The organism is Pedobacter terrae, from assembly GCF_900100705.1.
In the GTDB taxonomy this organism is placed as follows: Bacteria; Bacteroidota; Bacteroidia; order Sphingobacteriales; family Sphingobacteriaceae; genus Pedobacter; species Pedobacter terrae.
This window is the reverse complement of the sequence record NZ_FNCH01000001.1, coordinates 277,567-300,860: the sequence shown is the minus strand read 5'-3', so window position 1 is coordinate 300,860 and position 23,294 is coordinate 277,567. Positions and strand designations below refer to the sequence as shown.

18 protein-coding genes are annotated in these 23,294 nt (G+C 37.6%); 11 read left to right on the top strand and 7 right to left on the bottom strand.

What is annotated here, in order from left to right; all coding sequences use genetic code 11:
• The first annotated feature begins 17 nt into the window (after positions 1 to 17).
• The gene (locus BLR60_RS01290) at positions 18 to 524 is read left to right on the top strand and encodes a hypothetical protein (RefSeq protein WP_090496245.1); all 507 of its coding nucleotides are present in this window, start codon (positions 18 to 20) and stop codon (positions 522 to 524) included.
• A 70-nt stretch (positions 525 to 594) separates the two neighbouring features.
• Here BLR60_RS01290 and alaS read toward each other — a convergent pair whose 3' ends face one another.
• Positions 595 to 3,252, bottom strand: a complete 2,658-nt coding sequence (alaS, locus tag BLR60_RS01285; RefSeq protein WP_090496244.1) for an alanine--tRNA ligase — start codon at positions 3,250 to 3,252, stop codon at positions 595 to 597.
• Positions 3,253 to 3,368: 116 nt separating this feature from the next.
• Here alaS and BLR60_RS01280 point away from each other — a divergent pair, with 116 nt between their 5' ends.
• The 6 genes from BLR60_RS01280 to BLR60_RS01255 all read left to right on the top strand — a co-directional run bounded on the left by BLR60_RS01280 (position 3,369) and on the right by BLR60_RS01255 (position 11,888).
• Entirely contained in the window at positions 3,369 to 3,704 is a 336-nt protein-coding gene (locus BLR60_RS01280; RefSeq protein ID WP_029274329.1) for a MerR family transcriptional regulator, read from the top strand.
• 146 nt (positions 3,705 to 3,850) lie between these two features.
• On the top strand, positions 3,851 to 6,082 hold the full coding sequence (locus tag BLR60_RS01275; RefSeq protein ID WP_244155558.1) for a helix-hairpin-helix domain-containing protein: 2,232 nt from the start codon (positions 3,851 to 3,853) through the stop codon (positions 6,080 to 6,082).
• Positions 6,083 to 6,085: 3 nt separating this feature from the next.
• Complete coding sequence (locus tag BLR60_RS01270) at positions 6,086 to 8,173, top strand: ComEC/Rec2 family competence protein (RefSeq protein WP_090496243.1); 2,088 nt, start codon at positions 6,086 to 6,088, stop codon at positions 8,171 to 8,173.
• A gap of 1 nt (position 8,174) precedes the next feature.
• Positions 8,175 to 8,951: an enoyl-CoA hydratase/isomerase family protein gene (locus BLR60_RS01265; RefSeq protein ID WP_090496242.1), complete on the top strand. Its 777-nt coding sequence runs from the start codon at positions 8,175 to 8,177 to the stop codon at positions 8,949 to 8,951.
• 22 nt (positions 8,952 to 8,973) lie between these two features.
• Positions 8,974 to 9,621, top strand: coding sequence for a DUF4412 domain-containing protein (locus BLR60_RS01260; protein ID WP_090496241.1), 648 nt, complete (start codon positions 8,974 to 8,976; stop codon positions 9,619 to 9,621).
• 98 nt (positions 9,622 to 9,719) lie between these two features.
• The gene (locus tag BLR60_RS01255; RefSeq protein WP_090496240.1) at positions 9,720 to 11,888 is read left to right on the top strand and encodes a S9 family peptidase; all 2,169 of its coding nucleotides are present in this window, start codon (positions 9,720 to 9,722) and stop codon (positions 11,886 to 11,888) included.
• Positions 11,889 to 11,922: 34 nt separating this feature from the next.
• Here the strand turns inward: BLR60_RS01255 and BLR60_RS01250 are convergent, their stop codons facing one another.
• Positions 11,923 to 12,633, bottom strand: a complete 711-nt coding sequence (locus BLR60_RS01250; RefSeq protein ID WP_090496239.1) for a DUF3307 domain-containing protein — start codon at positions 12,631 to 12,633, stop codon at positions 11,923 to 11,925.
• The gene (locus BLR60_RS01245) at positions 12,633 to 13,244 is read right to left on the bottom strand and encodes a SatD family protein (protein WP_090496238.1); all 612 of its coding nucleotides are present in this window, start codon (positions 13,242 to 13,244) and stop codon (positions 12,633 to 12,635) included. The genes BLR60_RS01250 and BLR60_RS01245 overlap by 1 nt, the downstream gene beginning before the upstream one ends.
• Before the next feature lie 155 nt (positions 13,245 to 13,399).
• Between BLR60_RS01245 and BLR60_RS01240 the strand changes: the two genes are divergently transcribed.
• From BLR60_RS01240 to pdeM, 4 genes are all read left to right on the top strand, one after another.
• Positions 13,400 to 14,428 carry a ligase-associated DNA damage response exonuclease gene (locus BLR60_RS01240; protein WP_090496237.1) on the top strand — a complete coding sequence of 343 codons (1,029 nt, stop codon included), beginning with the start codon at positions 13,400 to 13,402 and terminating at the stop codon, positions 14,426 to 14,428.
• A gap of 2 nt (positions 14,429 to 14,430) precedes the next feature.
• A complete protein-coding gene (locus BLR60_RS01235) occupies positions 14,431 to 16,020 on the top strand; it encodes an ATP-dependent DNA ligase (protein WP_090496236.1) in 1,590 nt (529 codons plus the stop codon).
• 294 nt (positions 16,021 to 16,314) lie between these two features.
• A complete protein-coding gene (locus tag BLR60_RS01230; RefSeq protein WP_090496235.1) occupies positions 16,315 to 18,792 on the top strand; it encodes a ligase-associated DNA damage response DEXH box helicase in 2,478 nt (825 codons plus the stop codon).
• A 71-nt stretch (positions 18,793 to 18,863) separates the two neighbouring features.
• A complete protein-coding gene (gene pdeM / locus BLR60_RS01225; protein WP_090496234.1) occupies positions 18,864 to 19,502 on the top strand; it encodes a ligase-associated DNA damage response endonuclease PdeM in 639 nt (212 codons plus the stop codon).
• Here the strand turns inward: pdeM and trxA are convergent.
• From trxA to BLR60_RS01205, 4 genes are all read right to left on the bottom strand, one after another.
• The gene (gene trxA / locus BLR60_RS01220; RefSeq protein WP_090496233.1) at positions 19,499 to 19,795 is read right to left on the bottom strand and encodes a thioredoxin; all 297 of its coding nucleotides are present in this window, start codon (positions 19,793 to 19,795) and stop codon (positions 19,499 to 19,501) included. The genes pdeM and trxA overlap by 4 nt on opposite strands.
• A 153-nt stretch (positions 19,796 to 19,948) precedes the next feature.
• A complete protein-coding gene (locus BLR60_RS01215) occupies positions 19,949 to 20,563 on the bottom strand; it encodes a hypothetical protein (protein ID WP_090496232.1) in 615 nt (204 codons plus the stop codon).
• A gap of 72 nt (positions 20,564 to 20,635) precedes the next feature.
• Complete coding sequence (locus BLR60_RS01210; protein WP_090496231.1) at positions 20,636 to 21,991, bottom strand: dihydrolipoamide acetyltransferase family protein; 1,356 nt, start codon at positions 21,989 to 21,991, stop codon at positions 20,636 to 20,638.
• Between the two features lie 56 nt (positions 21,992 to 22,047).
• Positions 22,048 to 23,292, bottom strand: coding sequence for a competence/damage-inducible protein A (locus BLR60_RS01205; RefSeq protein WP_090496230.1), 1,245 nt, complete (start codon positions 23,290 to 23,292; stop codon positions 22,048 to 22,050).
• Positions 23,293 to 23,294: the final 2 nt, after the last annotated feature.

Sequence of the window (23,294 nt, the reverse complement as noted above, 5' to 3'; positions counted from 1 at the left end):
AAATAAAATAGATTATTATGAAAAAGTTATTCATCATCTCTGCGATTTTAGGTATCGTGGCTTTAACATCTAATCAATCTAACGCTCAAGTAAACATTAATGTAAATATTGGTCATCAACCAGCGTGGGTTCCTGCAGGGTACCAAAATGTTAATTATTACTATCTTCCAGAAGTACAATCTTATTATTACGTTCCTCAAAGACAATTTGTTTATTTAAATGGGAACCGTTGGACAAGATCAAGATATTTACCAGCAAGGTATAGAGGTTACGATTTACATCATGGAAGAAAAATTGTAATGTATGGCAATAGTCCTTACCGAAATTATCACACGCATAGGGTAACCTATGTTAGCCGTAACAATTATTACCGTTCATCTTATGGTGGCGGCAGGATCGGATACCGCGGGCCTAGAAATCATTTCAAACCTCAACATATAGATCGCGGTCATCACGGTGGAAGAGTAAACCCTGGTTTATTCTCTAGAGGACACCGAGAAAAACATGGTCATGGTAGACATTAAAACAAAAAAGAGGCTTAAAGCCTCTTTTTTGTTTTAACTACAGTTTTGCTAATTCAACCCAGAGGATATTTTAGTGCTGTGGTATAAAGCCTTCCGCTTTTTCTAAAACTACATTTAGTCCAGCCGGATTTTTACCGCCTGCTGTGGCATAAAATGGCTGTCCACCACCGCCGCCTTGGATTTCTTTACCTAATTCGCGAACGATATTTGAAGCATTAAATCCTTTTTTCACCAGATCATTAGAAATCATTACCGTTATCCCTGGTTTACCATCAATTTCTGTTGTGAAAACTAAAAACAGATTATCAACCATATCTTTCAAAGAAAAAGCAAGATTTTTAACGGCTTCAGCACTTTGCAGATCAATGTGTTTAGCAATCAGGTTAACACCATTAATGCCTCTTACATGATGTACGATTTCATGTTTTAAAGTATTTACACGCTCAATTGTTGATTTTTCAATTTCCTTTTTCAGTTTTGCATTTTCATCAAGTAAAGCCTGCACAGCTGCCGATAAGTCTTTGCTTCCGTTTAATAATGCTTTTAAATGTCCTAATTCTTTTCTTTGATCTAAGAAAAACTGCTCTGCTTTATCTGCGGTAATGGCTTCGATACGGCGAACACCGGCTGCAACTGCACTTTCAGAAATAATTTTGAAAGAACCGATCTGTCCGGTAGCTTTTACATGCGTACCTCCACAAAGCTCTTTAGAAAAGTGATCATCAAAGGTAATCATGCGAACAAAATCGCCGTATTTTTCACCGAATAAAGCCGTTACGCCACTTTCTATGGCATCCTGATAAGGAACATTACGTTGTTCCTTCAATTTAATGTTCTGTCTGATTTTCTGGTTCACAATTACCTCGATCTGCGCCAGTTCTTCTTCTGTCACCTTAGCGAAATGAGAAAAATCAAAACGCAGGTAATCGGCATTAACCAGTGAACCTTTTTGGTTAACATGTCTGCCCAGAACCTGTTTTAACGCTGCATGCAACAAGTGTGTAGCCGAGTGGTTATCTTCTGTTAAAATCCGTTTATCTTCATCTACAACCGCCCAGAATTTACCTTCCAGGTTATCGGGTAATATATCGGTGAAATGAACCGTTAGTCCGTTTTCTTTTTTGGTATCGGTAACATCTACCCAAAACTGGCGGCTATGGTCTTCTAAACGCCCGGTATCGCCTACCTGACCACCGCTTTCAGCATAAAAAGGCGTTTGGCGCAATACGATCTGATATTGCTCTTTCCCTTTTGCTTTAACTTTACGATATTTTAAAATCTCGGTTTCGATTTCCAGATCATCATAACCTACAAATTCGCTTTGCTCATCAGTATTTACGACAACCCAATCACCTGTATCAATGGTCGTTGCGGCACGAGAACGATTTTTTTGTTCTTCAAGAGCTATATTAAAACCAGCCATATCGACACTACCTCCTTTTTCCATAGCCATTAAATTTGTTAGGTCTATTGGAAATCCATATGTATCTTGAAGAAAGAATGCAGAACCTCCTTCTAAAACAGAACTATCTGCCCACATTTTACTTGCAAGCATTTGTCTTTCAAAATAATTAATCCCTTGCTCTAATGTCTTTAAGAAAGAAACCTCTTCTTCCAGCACCACTTTTTGTACAAAATCCTGCTGCGAAATCAACTCATCAAAAACCGCTTTAAACTGTTCAGCCAATAGCGGTACCAACTGATTTAAAAATGGCTCTTTAAAGTCTAAAAAAGTATAAGCATAACGTACAGCCCGGCGTAAAATCCTGCGGATCACATAACCTGCTTTATTATTAGAAGGCAGTTGCCCATCGGCAATAACAAAAGAAATGGCCCGGATATGATCGGCCATTACGCGCATGGCAATATCTGTTTTCTCATCAGTACCATATTTAATACCCGATTTCTCTGCAATAAACTGAATCATCGGCTGGAAAACGTCGGTATCGTAGTTAGATGTTTTTTCCTGTAAAACACGTACCAAACGTTCAAACCCCATCCCGGTATCAACATGTTTAGCCGGTAAACTTTGCAATGAACCATTTTTTAAACGGTTAAACTGCATAAATACATTATTCCAGATTTCGATTACCTGAGGATGATCTGCATTTACCAGGGTAGCACCATCAATTAAAGCTTTTTCTTCATCAGTACGGCAATCTACATGGATTTCTGAACATGGCCCGCATGGTCCGGTATCGCCCATTTCCCAAAAATTATCCTTTTTGTTTCCAGGTAAAATATGGCTTTCATCAACATACTGTTTCCAGAGATCGTAAGCTTCCTGGTCTTTCTCCAGACCTTCTTTTTCATCACCTTCAAAATAGGTAACATATAATTTATCTTTCGGAATTTTGTAAACTTCAGTTAATAATTCCCAACTCCAGGCAATGGCTTCTTTTTTGAAATACCCGCCTGCCGGACGGGCAGGATCGCCGAAGCTCCAATTACCCAGCATCTCGAACATGGTATGGTGGTAAGTATCAATACCTACTTCTTCCAGGTCGTTATGTTTACCCGAAACCCGTAAACAGCGTTGTGTATCTGCAACACGAGAATATTTTATGGCGGCCTCCCCTAAAAACAGATCTTTAAATTGGTTCATACCGGCGTTGGTAAACATTAAAGTTGGGTCGTTTTTAACCACAATCGGTGCTGAAGGAACAACATGATGTTGTTTCGATTCAAAAAAACTAAGGAATGCCTGTCTAATCTCTTTTGCTGTCATTTCAATATTATTGGAGGGAACAAAATTAAAATTTTATTGCGTTAATAAGGAAAAATCGCGCTACATTTGGATACTTTAATTAATCGATATAAAACACTCATAATCAATCACAAAATATGCCATATAAAGAAAGAGACATTAATAAAATGTATTATACCATGGGCGAGGTGACTGAAATGTTTAATGTTAACGCATCGCAGATCCGTTTTTATGAGAAGGAATTTGATATCCTCCAGCCCAAAAAAAACAAGAAGGGTAACCGTCTTTTTACGCCAGAAGATATTGAAAACCTAAAAATCATTTTTAATCTGGTTGATGAGAAAGGATTTACCTTAAAAGGTGCTAAAGATTATTTAAAGAACAATAAAACAGGTGTTAGAGAGAATCAAAAGATTATTGATTCGTTAGAAAAACTGAAGGGCTTTTTAGTAAACCTTGCTGAAGAACTCTAATCACATATTCATCTTATTTGTAACCTCAATGTGCATTTATAGTAATTAAAGAAATACATTTCTTGTAGTTTTTTAATTATTTATCTATATTAGAACTACTAATACAAAAATCACCCTAATTTTTATTAACCAGTTAACCCCTGCTTATGAAAATATGGTGTGTATTATTGCCCGTCTCCTCTCCCTATTCTTTAGTGTCCAAAAAATATTTTGGTATAGTTTCACCTGTATTAACAGGTAATTTGCCCTGGCAAACAAATCCTTCTGGAGAAAAACTTTTTCGTAGCCGAAATTTAATCATCTCATGGCTTATTGATCTGTATCATAAATTTTTAGTTAGAAGTGCTTATGCGTTAAAGATCTTAACTGTTGCATTTGTAACGATTGGTTTTGGGGCAGATGCCCAAACCAATACGCAAGAAGCAGATATACGTGATATTTTGGAAAGTATGGCTGAAAACCTACCCGACGATTACGATATGACCGAGTTGATTGATGTACTGGAAAGATATCGTAAACACCCCATTAATCTGAATCGAGCTTCGGTAGAAGAATTAAATACTTTGGTATTCTTATCTCCCCTGCAGATTGGCAATATCTTTAACCATATAAAGGAAAACGGTCCGCTAGCAGATGTGCTGGAACTACAGAGCATTCCTGGATTTGATGTTAAAACGATTCAAAACCTGCTCCCATTTGTAACGTTAACCGATATCACAGCGTATCAGCAGCTCAGTTTTAAAAACCTCATAAATGCTGGCGAAAACGATCTGACGATGCGTTTTGCGCAAACATTACAAAAACAAAAAGGCTATACCGATTTGCCTGGGAACAGGTATTTAGGTTCTCCAGAAAGATTTCAGATGCGATATCGATATCAATACAGTTCAATTCTATCAGCAGCCTTTACATTAGATAAAGATGCCGGAGAGAAATTTGCAGGCAAACCTTTCGATTTTTATTCAGGCAATATTGCGCTATTCAAATTGGGCAAATTAAAAAAATTGGTAATTGGCGATTATACACAGCAATTTGGCCAGGGACTAACCTTATGGTCGGGTTTTTCTTTTGGCAAAGGACCTGATGTAACGAGTGTAGCTAAAAAAGATTTGGGTTTAAGACCTTACAATTCTACTAATGAATATTCCTTTTTCAGAGGCGCTGCCGCAACCATTAATTTATTTAAAAATGTAGACATTACGCCTTTTATTTCATTCCGCAACCTTGATGCGAGTCAAAAGTTAGATGCTGACGGAAATTTAGTTCAGTCTACGATCAATCAAACTGGATTGCACAGAACGCCAACAGAACTTAAAAATAAAGGTGTTTTGGCCCAGACTATATATGGTACCACCGTTCAATATTCCAAAAACGACCTTGCTATTGGTACGATTGCCTATCATACCAATTTTAAAACTAGTTTTATCACGCAGACTGCAGCTTACGATCGGTATAGTTTTACGGGAAAATCTTTAACCAATTTGGGCCTGTTTTATAATTATACCTATAAAAATATGTACCTCTATGGCGAGGGAGCAAAAGGTTTGGGTGGCGGATTTGCTTATATTAATGGTGTATTAGTGAGTTTATCGTCAGCAGTTTCTGCAGCCATAACCTATCGTAATTATGCCAAAGATTATCATAATTTCTTTAATCAGGCTGTATCTGAATCGAGCGAAGCAATAAACGAAAGGGGATTGTATGCCGGTTTAAATATTAATCCAAATAAATATTGGGCCTTTTCTTTCTATGGTGATTTATTTCGTTTTCCCTGGTTAAAATATCGTGTTGATGAACCTTCAAAGGGTTACGAAGTTTTAGGTCAGGCGATTTATACGCCTAGCAAAACCTTTAAAATTTTAGTTCGGTTTAAATCAGAAAATAAGCAACAGAACACCGATCTGGATGTACCTGTTAATTTTTTAGATGACTTAAAAAGAGAAGGCTACCGGGCAGAGACCAATTGGCAACTGAATAAGAATTGGCATTTTCAAAACCGGCTGGAGGTTTCTCAATATAAAAAAGGAAGTGCAAAACGGGAGTTTGGATATCTTATTTATCAGGATATAGACTATTCGCCAATGTTTGCTAAGCTTACTGGAAATGTACGATTTGCCTATTTCAATACGCCCAGTTATAATAGTAGAATTTACGCCTATGAGGATGATGTTTTATACAGTTTTGCTTTCGGAATGTACAATGGAAAAGGTTTCAGAACCTACCTCAACATGAAATACAACATCATCAAAAGGCTAGATGTATGGTTTCGGTATGGCTTGTTCATTTACAAGGATGTGAAAACGGTTGGCACTTATCTGGACGAGATTAAGGGTAATAAAAAATCTGAAGTTAAAATTCAAGTGCGCTATCAATTTTAATCCATGTTCAAGACTGAATATATTTTTGTCAGGATTCTGTTTCCCTTTATTCTGGGCATCTGTATTTTTTATTTCTTTCCGGCATTAGCATATATTCAATGGTTGACTATTACCCTATCCGTTATTTTATTGATTCTTTTATTTTTAAATATTACTTATAAAAAGTTCAATATATATCGTTACAAAGGCTCAATTGGTATTTTAACTTACACACTTTTTTTTAACCTTGGCAGTTTGTTTTGCCTGCTTAATAATGAAAGTTTAAACCAAAATTACTTTGCAAAAACCAGATGTGATTATTTAAAAGTTTGGGTCAATAACGAACCTCAGCAAAATGGCAACATTTTACGCTTTAAAGCAAATGTAGTAGCTGGATATCAAAAAGATAAGCAGATCAACCTATCGGGACAAATTTTGCTTACCGTAAGATTAGATAGCCTAAAACCTATTAAATTAAAGTATGGCGACGAAATGATGATATCGGTAAGATACACAGCAGTAGAACCTCCATATAACCCTGCAGAATTTGACTTTAAAGCCTGGTTGGCCAGTCAGAATATTTATCATCAGGGATTTATAGATCAGAATCATATCGTTAACACCAAAAACAATATTGGTAATCCGCTTATAAAGATGGCGCTAAACATAAGAGAAAAGCAGGTAACAAAATACAGAAGCCTGATTAAGAGTGACGAGGCTTTTGCTGTGGCCTCTACCCTTATTTTAGGTTACCGTGCCGATTTAAGTAAAGAAACTTTATCCGCCTACTCCAAAACAGGAACCATTCACGCTTTATCCGTATCAGGAGCGCATGTAGCTATTATTTATGTCGTTTTAGATTTTATGCTCTTCTTTTTAAATAAGAATCGAACATTAAAAATAGTAAAGTTATTACTCATTTGCACTTTGATCTGGGGATATGCTCTGCTCACCGGATTATCGCCTTCTGTAGTCCGTTCAGCCATTATGATTAGTATTTTAATAACAGCAAAAGTTTTATCTAAAAAAACCAATAGTTATAATACTTTAGCGTTTTCAGCATTTTGTCAACTCGTTTATAATCCATTTTTAATCTGGGATGTTGGATTTCAACTTTCTTACCTGGCTGTATTTGGATTAATTTATCTTCAGCCTAAAATTTATCGGCTTTTTTACATTGAGCATAATTGGATAGATAAATTATGGAGTTTTACCTCTATGTCTTTAGCGGCACAAACTGTCACGTTTCCATTGAGTATTTATTATTTTCATCAATTTCCACTTTATTTTCTGTTTGCTAACCTTTTCATTACCATCCCATTGATATTAATGATGTATTTGGGGATTGGCGTATTAATCCCATCATTCGGGTTTCTGGCCCCCATTTTCGAATGGATCATAAATTTTACCAACGCTGTGCTAAATTGGATTGCAAATTTGCCGTACGCCAGTGTTTCATCAATATGGGTTAATGAGCCCGAATTTATATTATTAAGCTTCTCGCTAGGTATGTTTATTTATGCATTAACAAAATTTAATAAAGCACTTTTGTTTTCTGCTCTATTTTTATTTATTTGTTATCACCTTTTAATTCTGCGCGATGACCTGAAGGCTTTTCACCAGCGGAAAATCATTTTCTTTTCCCTGAGAAAAAATTACGCGGCTGCATTTATCAATGGAAAAGAAGCTGTTTTGGTTTCAGATTTAACTACTGAAGATAAAAATTACACCTTTTCCGTTGAGCCGGCATTATCGCAATTGCAAGTAGATAAAATACATTTGATCAGTTTAAAGAAAGATACTGTTTTAGGGCACTTTGCATCAAAGAACAACCAGATTGTCTTTTTTCATTATAAAATACTCTTAGCTGATGAAAATCTGAATAACAAAAAGATAAATGGAAAGGCTACCTTTTCGAGCATATGGTTAAGTGGAAATACAAAAATTAATTTAGCTAAAATACAGCCGGATATAAAATATAAAGCGGCAATCATAGATGCCACGAATAAAGATTATCTAATTCAGATCCTGAAAAAAGAAATTGAGAATAATAATCTAGATGTTCATATTTTAAAGAAAAATAAAGCATATTTGGTGCAACTAAGCCGATAATATGAAAAATCTGGTTTTATATCAAGTTGCTGAAAGAATAGCAACAATAACAATAAACAGGCCTGAAAAGAGAAATGCGCTAAACCCTCAACTTATTGCTGAATTAACTGATGCATTTATAAAGGCATCAGAAGATGATCTGGTAAAAGTGGTTATTTTAAATGCTAATGGTGATGCATTTAGTGCTGGTGCCGATTTAGCCTATCTTCAGCAATTGCAAAACAATACATTTGAAGAAAACGTAGCCGATTCCAATCGCTTAAAAAAACTCTTTACAACTATTTATTATCTGCCAAAAGTGGTTATTGCCCAGGTAGAGGGGCATGCTATTGCTGGTGGCTGTGGTTTGGCAACCATATGTGATATTGTTTTTGCCACTCCTGAAAGTAATTTTGGTTACACTGAAGTAAAGATTGGTTTTGTGCCTGCTATAGTTTCATGTTTTTTAAAACAGAAGGTAAGCGAGTCGATCGCCAAGGAAATTTTACTTACCGGAAAAATTTTCTCTGCTGAGCAGGCATTAAAATATAATTTGATAAATTTTGTAACAAATTCTTCCGATATCCATCAAAAAACAAGAGAATTTGCATTAAGTTTGTGTACGGAGAGTTCTGGTAATTCACTAATGATTACGAAACAACTGATTACACAAACTGTTAATCCGTACTTGGAAAAGAGTTTGGAATTTGCAATACAGATTAATGCGAGGGTAAGAGAAAGTGATGATTTTAAAAAAGGGATTTCTTCATTTTTAAAAAAAGAAAAAATTAATTGGTAAATAACTTAAACTAAAATAAAACATGTTCAAATCAATCAAAACTAGCATTGTAGCTTTAATATTAGTGAGCACAGCTATAATTGCCCATGCACAAAAGAAAATTGCTGAAGGTACTTTGGTATTTGCTGTAACTGCTAATGGTACAACAACTGACGTTAAAACCAAATTTAATGGAAGCTTAACCAAAATAGAAATTGAAAATGGTCCGGCCTTGGTAAATATCATTTCGAATACGGCTGATAAAAGCGGATTATTATTAATTGATGTTCCTGTAGCTCAAAAACAGTTTGCTGTAAAGGTGAGCAAAGCAGAAACAGAAGCACAGGAAGCTTTAATGCCAAAATATTCTGATTATAAAGCAACTGGCGAAAAACAGACCATCGCTGGATTTAATGCAGAAAAATATACTTACAAAGATGACAAAGGCGGAGCGCACGAATTATGGGCAACAAAAGATGTTGACATTGCTGCAATTACAACTGGTGGTCTTTTTAAAGGCCTGGGTGCACTTCCTGTAAAATATTCGGCATTAATTAATGGTGTAAATTCAGATCTGATTTTAAAGTCTCTTTCTGAAGCCAAAGTAGGTGCCATTAACACTGAAATTCCTGCCGGTTACGAAGTAGTAACTATGGAAGATTTGAAAGCCATGCAAGGTGGTGGTGAATAATTAGCCAATTCAAGGTAATTTACAGCTTTTTAACTGCGGGCTTTTTATTTAAATTAGCCCGAAAGTTGAAAAGCTTTTTTTATGTCCAAAAATTATATATGATTAAAAAATTATTATTCAGATTATCAGTTACTTGTATAGCATTTTGCTCGCTAATTGATGCAAAAGCTCAAACTATCAACTGGGCAAAAGACGGTAATTCCTACTATCAGATTGTAAATGGAGAAATTATTTCGGTTACCCTCCCTAAAAGCGATAGAAAAACAATTATATCCAGGGCGCTTTTAACACCAACGGGAAAAGCTAATGCCATTCCGGTAAGGAGCTTTCAACTGTCGGATGATGGCACCAAAGCATTAATCTACACCAACAGTAAAAAAGTTTGGCGTTATGATACACGTGGTGATTATTGGCTGGCTGATTTAACAGCTAACAAAATTACCCAGATCGGAAAAGATAAACCGGCCTCATCTTTAATGTTTGCAAAATTATCGCCAGATGGCAATAAGGTAGCCTATGTAAGCAAGCACAATTTATATGTAGAAAATATCGATGGAACTGGTGCTAAAGCCTTAACTACGGATGGCACAGACCGATTGATCAATGGTACTTTCGATTGGGTTTACGAGGAAGAATTTGATTGCAGGGATGGCTTCAGATGGAGCCCGGATGGTAAATCTATCGCCTATTGGCAGCTGGATGCAACGAAAATCAAAAATTTCTTAATGATTAATAATACCGATTCTATTTATCCATTTACTATCCCAGTAGAATATCCAAAGGTGGGCGAAAATCCTTCTGCCTGCAAAGTTGGCGTAGTTGATATTACAACAGCCAAAACAAGCTGGCTAAAGGTTCCTGGCGATAATATTCAGCACTACATTCCACGTATGCAGTGGGTACCCAATAGTAATGATATTATTCTACAACAGCTTAGCCGCGAGCAGAATGAAAGTATAGTATTTATCTGTAATGCATCTACAGGATCGGCAAAAGCTGTTTATACTGAAAAAGCCAAAGCCTGGATTGATGCACAGGATGAATGGAAGTGGTTAAATGACAATAAAGAGTTTACCATTGTATCAGACAAAGATGGCTGGAACCACCTATACAGGATTAGTTTGGATGGAAAGAAAGAAACATTGGTTACAAAGGGCAATTATGATGTGATTGATGTTAAATTGATCGATGTTAAAAATAACCTGGTTTATTTTCTGGCCTCACCAACTAATGCTACCCAGAAGTATCTTTTTAAAACCAAGTTAGATGGCAAAGGCAAATTAGAACAGGTTACGCCGTCTGTTTTACCAGGGACGCACAATTACGATATTTCACCTAATGCTGTTTTTGCCCACCATACCTACAACAGTTCAATCGTAAGGCCAATTACCGAGTGGATGAATTTTACTACCGGGAATCCATTTACGATGGATGGAAGCATTACTACCCAATTATCGAAACAGGAAGCTGCTAAAAACAAAGTTGAATTTTTCAAAGTAACCACCGAAGATGGCATTGAAATGGACGGATGGATGAAAAAACCTGACAATTTTAATCCTTCGAAAAAATATCCGGTTGTGTTTTATGTTTATGGTGAACCTGCTTCTCCTACAGCAGCGGATACTTATGGCGCCGGAAGGAACTTCTTATATGCTGGCGATATGGCTAAAGATGGTTATATCTATATTTCAATGGATAATAGAGGTGCCCCTGTTCCAAAAGGAAGCACTTGGCGCAAAAGCATTTATAAAAACATCGGTGTGCTTAACATCCGCGACCAGGCCATGGCTGCTAAAAAACTATTGGCTACCAACGCTTTTATGGATAAAGACCGTGTAGCTGTTTGGGGCTGGAGCGGTGGCGGTTCGTCTACTTTAAACCTGATGTTCCAATATCCTGAAATTTACAAAACAGGTATTGCCATTGCAGCAGTTGGCAACCAGTTAACTTACGATAATGTTTATCAGGAACGTTATATGGGTACACCTTTTCCAAGTAAAGAAGCTTATATAAAGGGCTCTCCTATTACTTATGCCAAAAACTTAAAAGGAAATTTATTGTACATTCATGGTACCGGCGATGATAACGTACATTATCAAAATGCCGAAATGTTGATTAATGAGTTAATCAAAAACGAAAAGGTTTTTCAATTGATGAGTTACCCAAACCGTACCCACAGTATTTCTGAAGGCGAAGGGACCAGTAAACATTTATCTTTAACTTATACTAAATTTCTAAAAGAAAATTGTCCTCCGGGAGCAAAATAGAAAAATTTAAAAAGCAGCTTTCGGGCTGCTTTTTTTATGCGATAAAACTTTGAGTGAGCATAGCGGTTACAATAGCTATCCCGAAGCTTAACAAAGTTCCAATCAGTACATATTCTGTTAATTTAAGATCGTGTTTTTCTTTTAGATCACCGAACCGAAATATAGATTTTGCTGCAAGTAAAAAACCAACTGCTTCGAAATGATTGGTTAAGATAAACAGGAAGATCAGCACCCTTTCCAGTATCCCGATATACTTACCTGCATTTTGTAGCGACTGCGGGCTGTCTGGCTGGTTATCTGGAAGCCATTTGGCAATAATTACCCGCATTACAATCGATGTAGGCATTGTTAGAAATAAAGCCCCTGCTATTAAAATCCAGGTTTTGGTTTCATTAAAAAAACTGATATCTAAACTTCCTTTGTAGAAAAGGTGCCATACCACCACAATGGAGCTAAAATGCAAAACCTGATCGGCAAAAAACAGTATTCGGGCATTTTTGTTGGTTTGAAAGATGGATTTTAAAGCGTCAATAATTAAATGGATTATCCCTATTGTTAACGCCGTTTTCCAAACATCAAAACTTAAAAAAACAACAAATATTAAAACTACATGTATCATTACATGTAAATAGAGCCTGGTTGATTTTAACTTTCTCCTTTCCTTGTCTTTTACCCAGGCATTTGGCTGCAAAAAGAAATCTCCAATTAAATGAGCAAGAATAAGCTTGATTAAATAAATATCCATTATTTTAAAATCATTTGGTTTAATTTTTTACGATAAATCCTGTCCATTTCCATAATCTCGGTATAATGTGCACGTTTTAATGCCTCACTTACGGATGATTGTGTCCGGCCTGAAATTGCTGCCAGCTCGCTCTGCAACAAGTCGTTATTTTCCAATGCAAGTTTTACCATTTCGGCAGCTACAACTCCCCAGCTATCCATTGCAATGAGAGATAACTTGATCAAAACGTTAATTTCTTCATCAAAATCAACAGAATCTGTTTTAATAGCTAAATTAACCTTGCCCTGCTTTAAACTATCAAAAGCTGCTCCTGAATGCACAAAAGCATCTCCACTGGATTCGGAAAGCTTTTTCCGTTTGTTTTTTAGATCTCCAATCCCGATACCCATTCTTACATCTGCAGGTTTATTTACCTTAATGCACGCTTTTAAATAAGCCGCAGTTCTGATGGCATTCTCTGGCTCTACTTCTAACTGAAAGCTATCTCCCCGATAGATCTCCCACTTATGGCTACGACCGGAAACTACTTTTAAGGCAGTTTTTAAATTCAACAACCAGCTATCTTTGATCTTCCTTGAGCCTATAATATCACCTGTTATAATGCAAATCATATTACAATATCGAATTTATTATTCATATTTCAAAAATAATATCGGCTAATTAGCCGATATTTCTATTTATCGGGTATTTAGCCGATATTTAAATTTATCGGGCAATTAGCCGATAATTGCCTAAAACTAATTATTAATTTTATTGTTTATTAGCTATGGCATTAATAGAATTTACCAAAAGAGGGATCTACTGCAAACAGGGCGATTTTTATGTAGACCCTTGGTGGCCTGTAGATTATGCCGTAACCACACATGGACATAGCGATCATGTGCGTTTTGGAAATAAATATTACCTCTGCCATACTTTAACCAAACCCATCATCAAACGCAGAATCAGTGAAGATTTAAATGTAGAAACACTGGAGTATGGAGAAAGCATTAGCCGTAATGGCGTAAACATTTCTTTTTTTCCTGCCGGGCACATTATTGGCTCTGCACAGGTACGTTTGGAATATAAAGGCGAAATCTGCGTTATCTCTGGCGATTATAAAATTGAAGATGATGGCATCACTGTGCCATTCGAACCTGTAAAATGCCATTCTTTTGTTTCAGAAAGCACTTTTGGACTACCAGTTTACAAATGGCAAAAACAGGAAATTGTTTTCGACGGAATTAAGAACTGGGTAAATGATAATATCAATCAACAGAAAACAAGCGTATTGATTGCCTATAGTTTGGGCAAAGCGCAGCGTTTAATTAAAAATCTGGCTGGCGACACCCCTATTTATGTACATAACAGCATTGCTAACTTGAACGAAGTGATTATAGAAGCTGGCGTAAACCTTCCCAAAACCATTAGGATTACCCCTGAAACCACTAAGGATGAGTTACAGAAAGGAATTGTAATTGTACCGCCTGCCATGCGCGATAGCCGATGGATCAAAAACTTATCCCACCCGGTTACCGGTATATGTTCTGGCTGGATGCAAGTACGGGCACACCGCCGCTGGCAAAGTGCTGACGCTGGTTTTGCACTAAGTGACCATGCAGATTGGCCAGGTTTAATGGAAGCCATTACCGCAACAGGCGCCGAAAAAGTATATGTTACCCATGGTTTTACAGCTGCTTTTAGCCGCTTTTTAAATGATGAAGGTATAGAAGCGGCAGAAGTTTTAACTAAGTTTGGCCAGGAAGATGATGAAGAAAACAAAGTTGATTTAGCCGAGCAAAACGAAAATAAATAGCCATGAAACGTTTTGCAAAACTGATCCAGCAGCTCGAACTGAGCAATAAAACCAACGATAAAATTGCGGCCCTGGTTGATTATTTTAATTACGCTGACGATAAAGATAAAGTATGGGTAATAGCCTTATTTACAGGTAAAAAACCTAAAAGACCAATTAAATCAGCTTTGTTGAAATACTGGGCTATAGATATTACCCAAACACCAGAATGGTTATTTGCCGAAAGTTATGCCAATGTTGGCGATTTAAGTGAGACCATTGCTTTGTTATTGCCCCCTGCCGAAAATACATCAGATTTTCAATTGCATAAGTGGGTGGAAGACTTGCACGATTTAGAAGGTAAAGATGATGAAACCAAAAAAGATTTCATTTTAAGTGCATGGAACAAACTTGAAACCCAGGAACGTTTTATTTTTAACAAGCTGATTTCGGGTAATTTCAGGATTGGTGTTTCCAATAAAATGCTGGTGAATGCTTTGGCCAAACAAAGCAGCTTAGATAGCGCCCAGATTATGCACAGCATTATGGGAAAATGGAATCCTTATGAAATTACTTTTCATGAACTAATTAATGGTATCCATGTAAATACCGATAATTCATGGCCTTACCCCTTTTGCCTGGCATATGCCCTGGAGCAAGAGCCTGAAAAATTGGGAGATATTGCTGAATGGCAAGCCGAATGGAAATGGGACGGTATTCGTGGGCAGATTGTAAAGCGGAACGGAGAACTCTTTATCTGGAGCCGTGGCGAGGAACTGGTTACAGAACAGTTTCCCGAATTGCATTTTATGATCGATGTTTTGCCAGATGGTGTGGTTTTAGACGGCGAAATACTGGCAGTACAAGATAAACAGGTTTTATCGTTTAGTACTTTACAACAGCGTTTAAACCGTAAAACGATTAATAAAAAACATCTGGAAGATGCACCCATCGGATTTTTTGTTTATGATATTTTAGAATATGAAGCAAAGGATTTTAGGGAAGAACCTTTAAGTGTAAGGCGTAAAACACTGGAACAATTGATCGGTGGGTTAGATGAAAGTCCGGTGATTATATCTCCAGTAATCAATTGCAGCTCGTGGGAAGCGTTAGCGGATTTAAGACAAACTTCGCGTTCGATAAACAGTGAAGGCATCATGCTTAAAAAGTTAACTTCTCATTATCACAGCGGAAGAAAACGGGGCGATTGGTGGAAGTGGAAAATTAATCCGTATACGGTTGATGCGGTAATGATCTATGCGCAAAAAGGAAGTGGCAGAAGGGCTAATTTTTTTACCGATTATACCTTTGCCGTTCGTGATGGCGAAAATTTAGTGACAATTGCCAAAGCCTATTCGGGCTTAACTGATAAGGAAATTAAAGAAGTAAATTCTTTTGTAAACCGGAACGCAATTGAAAAATTCGGGCCTGTACGTACCGTAAAACCTGAACTGGTTTTTGAAATTGCGTTTGAAGGAATTGCTGAAAGTAAACGCCATAAAGCAGGTTTAGCTTTACGTTTTCCACGTATATTGCGGTGGAGAAAAGATAAAAAAGCAGATGAAATTAACACGCTGGAAGATTTGAGGCAATTATTGCAATCTACCTTATAAGAAAATCCCATGACCTGTGTCCTCAAAGAACATCAGATCGAAGCTTAACAATTTCGGTCTGCAGGTACAACGAGTAGAAAGATTTAATTTGGACGAATGGCCCGACGATTTTAAACCCGACAGGAGCGGCACCCTTTTTTGCCAGAATATCATCAATGTTAAAAGAATAATCACAAAAAAGGTAAAGCATATGGCGGGACTGTTGTTACAGAAGAACTACTGTTATTGCTTTTCAAAACGAACAAGAGAACCTCAAACTTATCAATATAAAACCTACAAGGAAAGATATTAAGCATGGACCAAACCAAAACCAAAGGTTATAAAAAGATAAAAGCCTGGTTAAAGGCAAATAAACGCAGGCCTTTTCAATTTCAGGAAGATGCCTGGCAGTATTATCTTAATGGCTACAGCGGTTTGGTAAACGCGCCTACGGGTTTCGGAAAAACATTTTCACTTTTTTTAGCTGTAGTAATTGAAGCCTTAAATGCCTCAGAAGCTAATAACAAAAAAGCGAAAGATCGTTTGCAGTTAATCTGGATTACCCCACTCCGATCTTTGGCAAAAGATATTGCCAGGGCGATGCGGGAAACTTTATTGGAACTGGAATTGGATTGGCACGTAGGTGTTCGCAATGGCGATACTTCGCAGGCAGAAAAATTACAGCAGAAAAAATCGATGCCAGAAATTTTATTAATTACGCCGGAAAGCATGCATCTGTTGTTGGCACAAAAAGGCTCGTCAACCCTATTCAGGAATCTTAAATGCATTGTGGCGGATGAATGGCATGAACTTTTGGGCAGTAAACGAGGTGTCCTGGTTGAGTTAGCCGTTTCTCGCATTAAAGGTTTGCAAAAGTTAGAAAAAAACCAGTTTTTAAGAATCTGGGGAATCTCTGCAACCATTGGAAATATTGAGGAAGCTTTAGATGTATTGGAACCAAATTTAGCCGCCAAAAGAATCATTGTTAAGGCCGATCTGGAAAAGAAAATCCAGATCAAATCCATCTTACCTGATGATATTGAAACCTTGCCCTGGGCCGGGCATTTGGGTTTAAAACTTGCCTACAAGCTTTTACCCATTATTGAAAAAAGTAAAACGACCTTAATTTTCATTAATACCCGGGGGCAATCTGAAATGTGGTACCAGCATTTGCTGAATATAGAACCTGAACTTGCGGGGCGCATTGCCATACATCACGGATCGATAGATTTCGAACTCCGCAACTGGATTGAAGATGCATTACATACCGGACAGCTTAAAGCCGTTATTGCTACTTCATCCTTAGATTTGGGCGTAGATTTTAAACCCGTGGATACAGTAGTTCAGGTCGGATCGCCAAAAGGTGTTGCACGGTTTTTACAAAGGGCGGGGCGCTCCGGCCACTCCCCTCACGAAATTTCTAAAATATATTTTCTACCCACGCATGCTTTAGAACTGGTTGAGGCGGCAGCAATTAAGGAAGCCGCCAAAACAAATAATATTGAGAGCCGCGAGCCATTTATTATGGTATTTGATACTTTGATCCAGTATTTGGTTACACTGGCGATAGGCGATGGATTTGATGATAAGATCATTTACGAAGAGATTAAGAATACCCATGCTTTTAAACTTATCTTACCTGAAGAATGGGCTTGGGTAATGCAGTTCATCACCTCTGGAGGAGATAGTTTAAGCGCCTATACCGAATTTAAAAAGGTAACGAAGGATGAGGACGGACTGTGGAAAGTGAAGAGCAGGCAATTGGCCATGCGGCACCGGTTACATATTGGAACAATTGTAAGCGACGCGATGCTGAAAGTAAAATTCATTTCTGGTGGCTACATTGGCATGGTGGAAGAATATTTTGTTACGCGTTTGAAAGCTGGCGATAATTTCCGCTTAGCAGGAAGGGTTTTGGAATTTGTGCAGGTGAAAGATATGACCGTTGTGGTGCGGGTGAGTAAACAGAAAAATGCAATCTCTCCGAGCTGGAATGGTGGCCGCTTACCGCTATCTTCCAATTTAGGTGCGGTTTTAAGGAAAAAGTATAATGAAGCCTTAGACAAAACCCATCAGGATGAGGAACTTGACTCTGTTTATCCGCTATTTTTATTACAGGAAAAACGCTCTCATGTACCCAAGAATGATGAGTTACTAATAGAACTCATTAATAATAAAGAAGGTTTTCACCTCTTTGCCTATCCCTTTGAAGGCCGATTAGTGCATGAGGTTTTAGCAGCGCTGGTAGCTTATCGTTTAAGTAAATTACTGCCCATCAGTTTTTCTATTGCCATGAATGACTATGGCTTTGAGCTTTTGAGTGAAACGGAAATCCCAATGGATGAATCGATTGCTTACGAAGTTTTTTCGCCCAAGAATTTAACGGAAGATATTACACTGAGTATCAATTCAACTGAAATGGCAAGAAGGAAATTCAGAGATATTGCCTGTATCTCCGGACTCGTTTTTCAGGGTTACCCAGGTAAATATGTAGCCAATAAACATCTGCAGTCATCTGCTGGTCTGTTTTTTAATGTTTTTAGCGATTACGATAAACATAATTTACTTTTGCGACAGGCATACGATGAGGTTTTTTACCAACAACTGGAGGAACCCAGATTGGCGGCCGCTTTAGAAAGAATTCAGAATGGAGCGATTATTATTACCAATCCAAAAAGTTTCACACCGCTGTCTTTTCCTATTAAAGTAGACAGTTTGCGTGAAAACATGAGTTCGGAAGAATTAGAGCAGCGAATTGCCAGAATGAAAGCCGAAGCAGAGAAAATTAAATAGATTCATCTTCTTGACTCGTCAAAGTTTAAAAAATTCTTCGACAAGCTGAGGATGACAATAGCATAAAATAAATGACCATTACAAGCCAGGGTGAAGAACTGATTTTAGATAAAGAAAGGGCTTTGTTCTTACCGAAACATCAGCTTTTAGCGATAAGCGATTTGCATTTGGGTAAATCTGCACACTTCCGCCAGTCAGGTTTACAAGTACCGGCAACCATTGCCCAAACAGATTTACAGCGTTTAAGCTTATTAATTAAGCAATATCAGCCTAAAACATTACTGATCAACGGTGATATGTTTCACCACGGTTTAAATACAGACATTGAGGCGTTTTCCATTTGGAGAAAGCAATACCAGGAACTTAATTTCTTATTGGTAAAAGGAAATCACGATCGGCTTTCCGACGCCAATTATGCAGCAATGAATATCGAAATACATGAGCCAAGCTTTTGTTTGGGGCCTTTTTGTTTTATCCATGATGCACCAAATTGTACCGAAGAAGAATTATACCCAATTAGCGGGCATATCCATCCCGGTGTGACCGTTGTAGGAAAAGCAAAGCAAAGATTAAAATTTCCTTGTTTTTATTTTGGTAAAGAATATGCCGTTCTGCCTGCTTTTAGCCTTTTTACAGGACTATACAATATCTACCCTAAAACCACTGAGCGGATATTTGCCGTTACACCTAAAAGCGTGTTGGAGGTTTAAGCATGGGCATCAATCACCTGTTTCAATTGCGAAGCCTGCAATACGCCACTTTGCCTCCATACCTGTTTACCTTTTTTGAATAGAATTAGTGTTGGAACGCTTTGAACATTAAACGATGAAGCGGCCGGTTGATTTTTGTCGATATCTACTTTAATAATCGATACCGAGTCGCCTACCTGAGATTTTAGCTGTTCCAGGATCGGTTTCATCATTTTACACGGACCACACCATTCAGCAAAAAAATCGACCAGCACTGGTTTATCTCCATTAATTAAATCTGAAAATTTAGCCATGATATTTGTTTTTATGTAGAAACAAAGATGAACTGGATTGGTTTTTAAGGAAAGAAGTCAAGTTTCCCTGGCACATAAGCTATTAAACTTGACTTCTTTTCTATTTACAAGACTCAATGCCGTGAAACCCGACAATATGCGATAACAATATGATTAAGCACTTACAGGCAATTCTGCAGCTAAGGCAGCAACCCAATTACCAAATAAAGCTTTTTCTATTTTTATGACTTCGGCAGCATGATTTTCCCAATCATCAGAAAAACTAACCAGTTGGTTCAGCATTTCCTCCAGGTGTCCTTCTTCTTCCAGGATAATCGACTTAACATTTACCTTGCTTTTGGCTTCATCTAAAACCGCCTGATAAATTGGATACAACTCATCGGCACGAACCTCAATGGCGTAAGTAACAAATAAATAAGCAGCGAATTTTAAATCGTAACCAGAAAGATTAAATACAGCTTTTAAATAACGACAAACTGCAATATCTAAAGCGTGTAAATAGTATTTGGTATGATTTGGTGATAATAACTCGGCATTGCTGTAAGTTTTACAAAGTGCCTCGTCAACCTTCGAAATCTGTTTTTTTAAGTAGTAAGCATGACGGTGTTCTTCTGCAGCGTGTTTAAGAATAATCAGATTTACATTTTCTTTATGCTCCGAAGCAGAAATCTTCTTTGCACCTGCATTTTCCATATAAGATAGCGTATTTAACCATTTGGCATGCAATACGTTATCTGAAACTATTGATTTTAAATTTGACGCTAACATTCTTGATTGTTAAACTAGTAAATTGATTAATTATTGGCAATTGCCAACTGAAAGCTGTTAACTGTAAACTGACTAAATCTCCCTGTTCAGATCCCAGCCTTCTAAATAATCTGCCACCCTCCGCACAAACATACCTCCTAATGAACCATCTACGACCCTATGGTCGTACGATAACGATAGAAACATCATATGTCTGATCGCAATCACGTCACCATGCTCGGTTTCCAATACAGCAGGTTTCTTTTTGATGGCGCCTACCGCTAAAATAGCCACCTGAGGCTGGTTAATAATCGGTGTACCCATCACATTTCCAAAACTACCTACATTGGTTAATGTAAAAGTTCCACCTTGTGTTTCGTCTGGTTTTAGTTTGGAGTTTCTTGCTCTGCCTGCCAGATCGTTAACAGCTTTCGTTAAACCTACCAGATTTAACTGATCAGCATTTCTAATTACCGGAACGATTAAGTTCCCGCTTGGTAAAGCTGCAGCCATGCCGATATTTATATTACCTTTTTTGATAATCTGAGTCCCGTTAACAGAAACATTAATCATCGGAAAATCTTTTATCGCTTTTGCAACCGCCTCTACAAAGATTGGGGTAAATGTAATTTTTTCATTTTCACGTTTCTCGAAACTGTTTTTCACTTTATTGCGCCACAATACCATGTTGGTTACATCGGCTTCAACAAATGAGGTTACATGCGGTGATGTTGTTTTACTCATTACCATATGATCGGCAATCAGTTTGCGCATTCTATCCATCTCGATAACCTCATCGGCACCATTAATACTTGTTGTAGAAGGTTTATTTGTAACCGGAGCTGGTGAGGATGGTTCCGGTTTTTGCGCTACAACTTCGTTAACTTGCGGAGGAGGTGGATTTAATATAACTGTAGCCGTTTTTGCAGTACCGCCATTTTTTCTGGAAATATAATCCAACAGGTCGTCTTTATTTAAACGCCCGTCAACTCCAGAACCTTTTATGGCATCTAACTCTGATAATGAAATATTTTCCTGGGCTGCAATACTTTTTACCAAAGGAGAATAAAAGCGATCAGATGAACTGAAATCGGTGTTTGTCTTGGTATCATGATCCGGAAGCTGTTCAATTCCAGGTATAGCCTCTAGTTTTTCTTCTACTATTGGTTTTTCTGTAGCTGGCGCTACAACTTCAGTGGTATCTCCACCTTCAGTTTCAATAATGGCAATTACATCGCCTACCTGGGCAACTTCATCTGCAGCAAATAACTGTTTTACCAATTTACCGGCAACCGGAGATGGAACTTCAGAATCTACCTTATCGGTAGCGATTTCCAAAATGGTATCATCTAAATCAATAGCATCACCTGGTTGTTTTACCCATTTAATCACAGTTGCTTCCGCAACACTTTCACCCATTTTTGGTAACAATAGTTCGTATTGAGCCATATTAAATTACAGTATTTTATATTGGTAACGCTACAAAAATACAGTTTTTATTCGTTCTAAACTGTCTCTTTAAGGACATTTAATAACATAGCCAAAGCCGAGGCTGCAGAACGTTCTATGTTTTGAATCCGTTTATTACTGAAATTAAACACCTTAGCTACGGTTTTGTGTTTTGAAGAAATGGCAATCCATACCGTACCAACTGGTTTTTCTTCTGTTCCACCATCCGGGCCGGCAATGCCACTAACCGCAATGGCATAATCGGTTTTGAAATGTTCTATTGCTCCTTCTGCCATTTCTGTTACAGTTTGCTCACTCACGGCACCAAAAGTATTTAAAGTGCTTTCTTTTACACCAAGAATAGATTCCTTAAGTTCGTAAGCGTATGCTACCGCCCCGCCCCAATAAACAGCAGAAGAGCCAGGATGTTGTGTAATTAGATGTGCAATATATCCACCCGTGCAACTTTCTGCTGTTGATAAAGTAAGTCCTTTACTTTTCATTAAGTCCAGAATCGCTTTTTCTAATGGAATATCTTCATCCGTTACCACAAACTTATTCACTTTTGAAATGATCTGTTTGGCATAAACCTCCACCTCTTGATGTAATTCTGCTTCGTTATCACCTTTGGCCGATAAACGTAAGCGAACTTGTCCTAATTTTGGCAAATAAGCCAATTTGATATGTGCTGGTAAGCTATCTTCGATTTCCTCAATCTCTTTAGCCAGAAATGATTCACCGATATTTGCAGTAAGGATAGTTTTATGTACAATAAAGGGCAGTTTAAAGCTGCTTGTAATTCTGGGAAGGATTTCGTCATCCATCAGATACATCATCTCATATGGCACTCCTGGCATGGATATAAAAATGGTGTTGTTTTGCTCAAACCACATGCAGGGCGCAGTGCCATTTTTATTTACAATAACTTCACAACCATCAGGAACATCGGCTTGCTGTATATTGATATCCAACAGCGGACGTTTGTATTTTTCAAAAATCTGACGAACCATTTCCAATGCAGCTGCATCGTTACGGAAGCCCATATTAAAATACTTTGCCAAAGTTTTTTTGGTAATATCATCTTTGGTCGGTCCAAGGCCGCCAGTAATTAAGATTAAATCCGCACGTGTTTCAGCAAGTCGCAGCGCTTCTAAAATATGCTGTTCATCATCAGAAACTGAAGTAATCTGCTTAACGGAAACGCCAATCAAATTTAATTGTTTAGCCATCCATGCAGAATTGGTATCAACGATTTGGCCGATGAGTATCTCATCACCAATGGTAATAATTTCGGCTAGCATAA

Coding starts and splice junctions, on each gene's coding strand:
- BLR60_RS01205 (WP_090496230.1), bottom strand. CDS start 23,292: ATGCTAGCCGAAATTATTACCATTGGTGATGAGATACTCATCGGCCAA.
- BLR60_RS01260 (WP_090496241.1), top strand. CDS start 8,974: ATGTTCAAATCAATCAAAACTAGCATTGTAGCTTTAATATTAGTGAGC.
- BLR60_RS01235 (WP_090496236.1), top strand. CDS start 14,431: ATGAAACGTTTTGCAAAACTGATCCAGCAGCTCGAACTGAGCAATAAA.
- BLR60_RS01240 (WP_090496237.1), top strand. CDS start 13,400: ATGGCATTAATAGAATTTACCAAAAGAGGGATCTACTGCAAACAGGGC.
- BLR60_RS01245 (WP_090496238.1), bottom strand. CDS start 13,244: ATGATTTGCATTATAACAGGTGATATTATAGGCTCAAGGAAGATCAAA.
- BLR60_RS01265 (WP_090496242.1), top strand. CDS start 8,175: ATGAAAAATCTGGTTTTATATCAAGTTGCTGAAAGAATAGCAACAATA.
- BLR60_RS01210 (WP_090496231.1), bottom strand. CDS start 21,991: ATGGCTCAATACGAACTATTGTTACCAAAAATGGGTGAAAGTGTTGCG.
- trxA (WP_090496233.1), bottom strand. CDS start 19,795: ATGGCTAAATTTTCAGATTTAATTAATGGAGATAAACCAGTGCTGGTC.
- BLR60_RS01250 (WP_090496239.1), bottom strand. CDS start 12,633: ATGGATATTTATTTAATCAAGCTTATTCTTGCTCATTTAATTGGAGAT.
- BLR60_RS01275 (WP_244155558.1), top strand. CDS start 3,851: ATGAAAATATGGTGTGTATTATTGCCCGTCTCCTCTCCCTATTCTTTA.
- BLR60_RS01280 (WP_029274329.1), top strand. CDS start 3,369: ATGCCATATAAAGAAAGAGACATTAATAAAATGTATTATACCATGGGC.
- alaS (WP_090496244.1), bottom strand. CDS start 3,252: ATGACAGCAAAAGAGATTAGACAGGCATTCCTTAGTTTTTTTGAATCG.
- BLR60_RS01230 (WP_090496235.1), top strand. CDS start 16,315: ATGGACCAAACCAAAACCAAAGGTTATAAAAAGATAAAAGCCTGGTTA.
- BLR60_RS01255 (WP_090496240.1), top strand. CDS start 9,720: ATGATTAAAAAATTATTATTCAGATTATCAGTTACTTGTATAGCATTT.
- BLR60_RS01270 (WP_090496243.1), top strand. CDS start 6,086: ATGTTCAAGACTGAATATATTTTTGTCAGGATTCTGTTTCCCTTTATT.
- BLR60_RS01215 (WP_090496232.1), bottom strand. CDS start 20,563: ATGTTAGCGTCAAATTTAAAATCAATAGTTTCAGATAACGTATTGCAT.
- BLR60_RS01290 (WP_090496245.1), top strand. CDS start 18: ATGAAAAAGTTATTCATCATCTCTGCGATTTTAGGTATCGTGGCTTTA.
- pdeM (WP_090496234.1), top strand. CDS start 18,864: ATGACCATTACAAGCCAGGGTGAAGAACTGATTTTAGATAAAGAAAGG.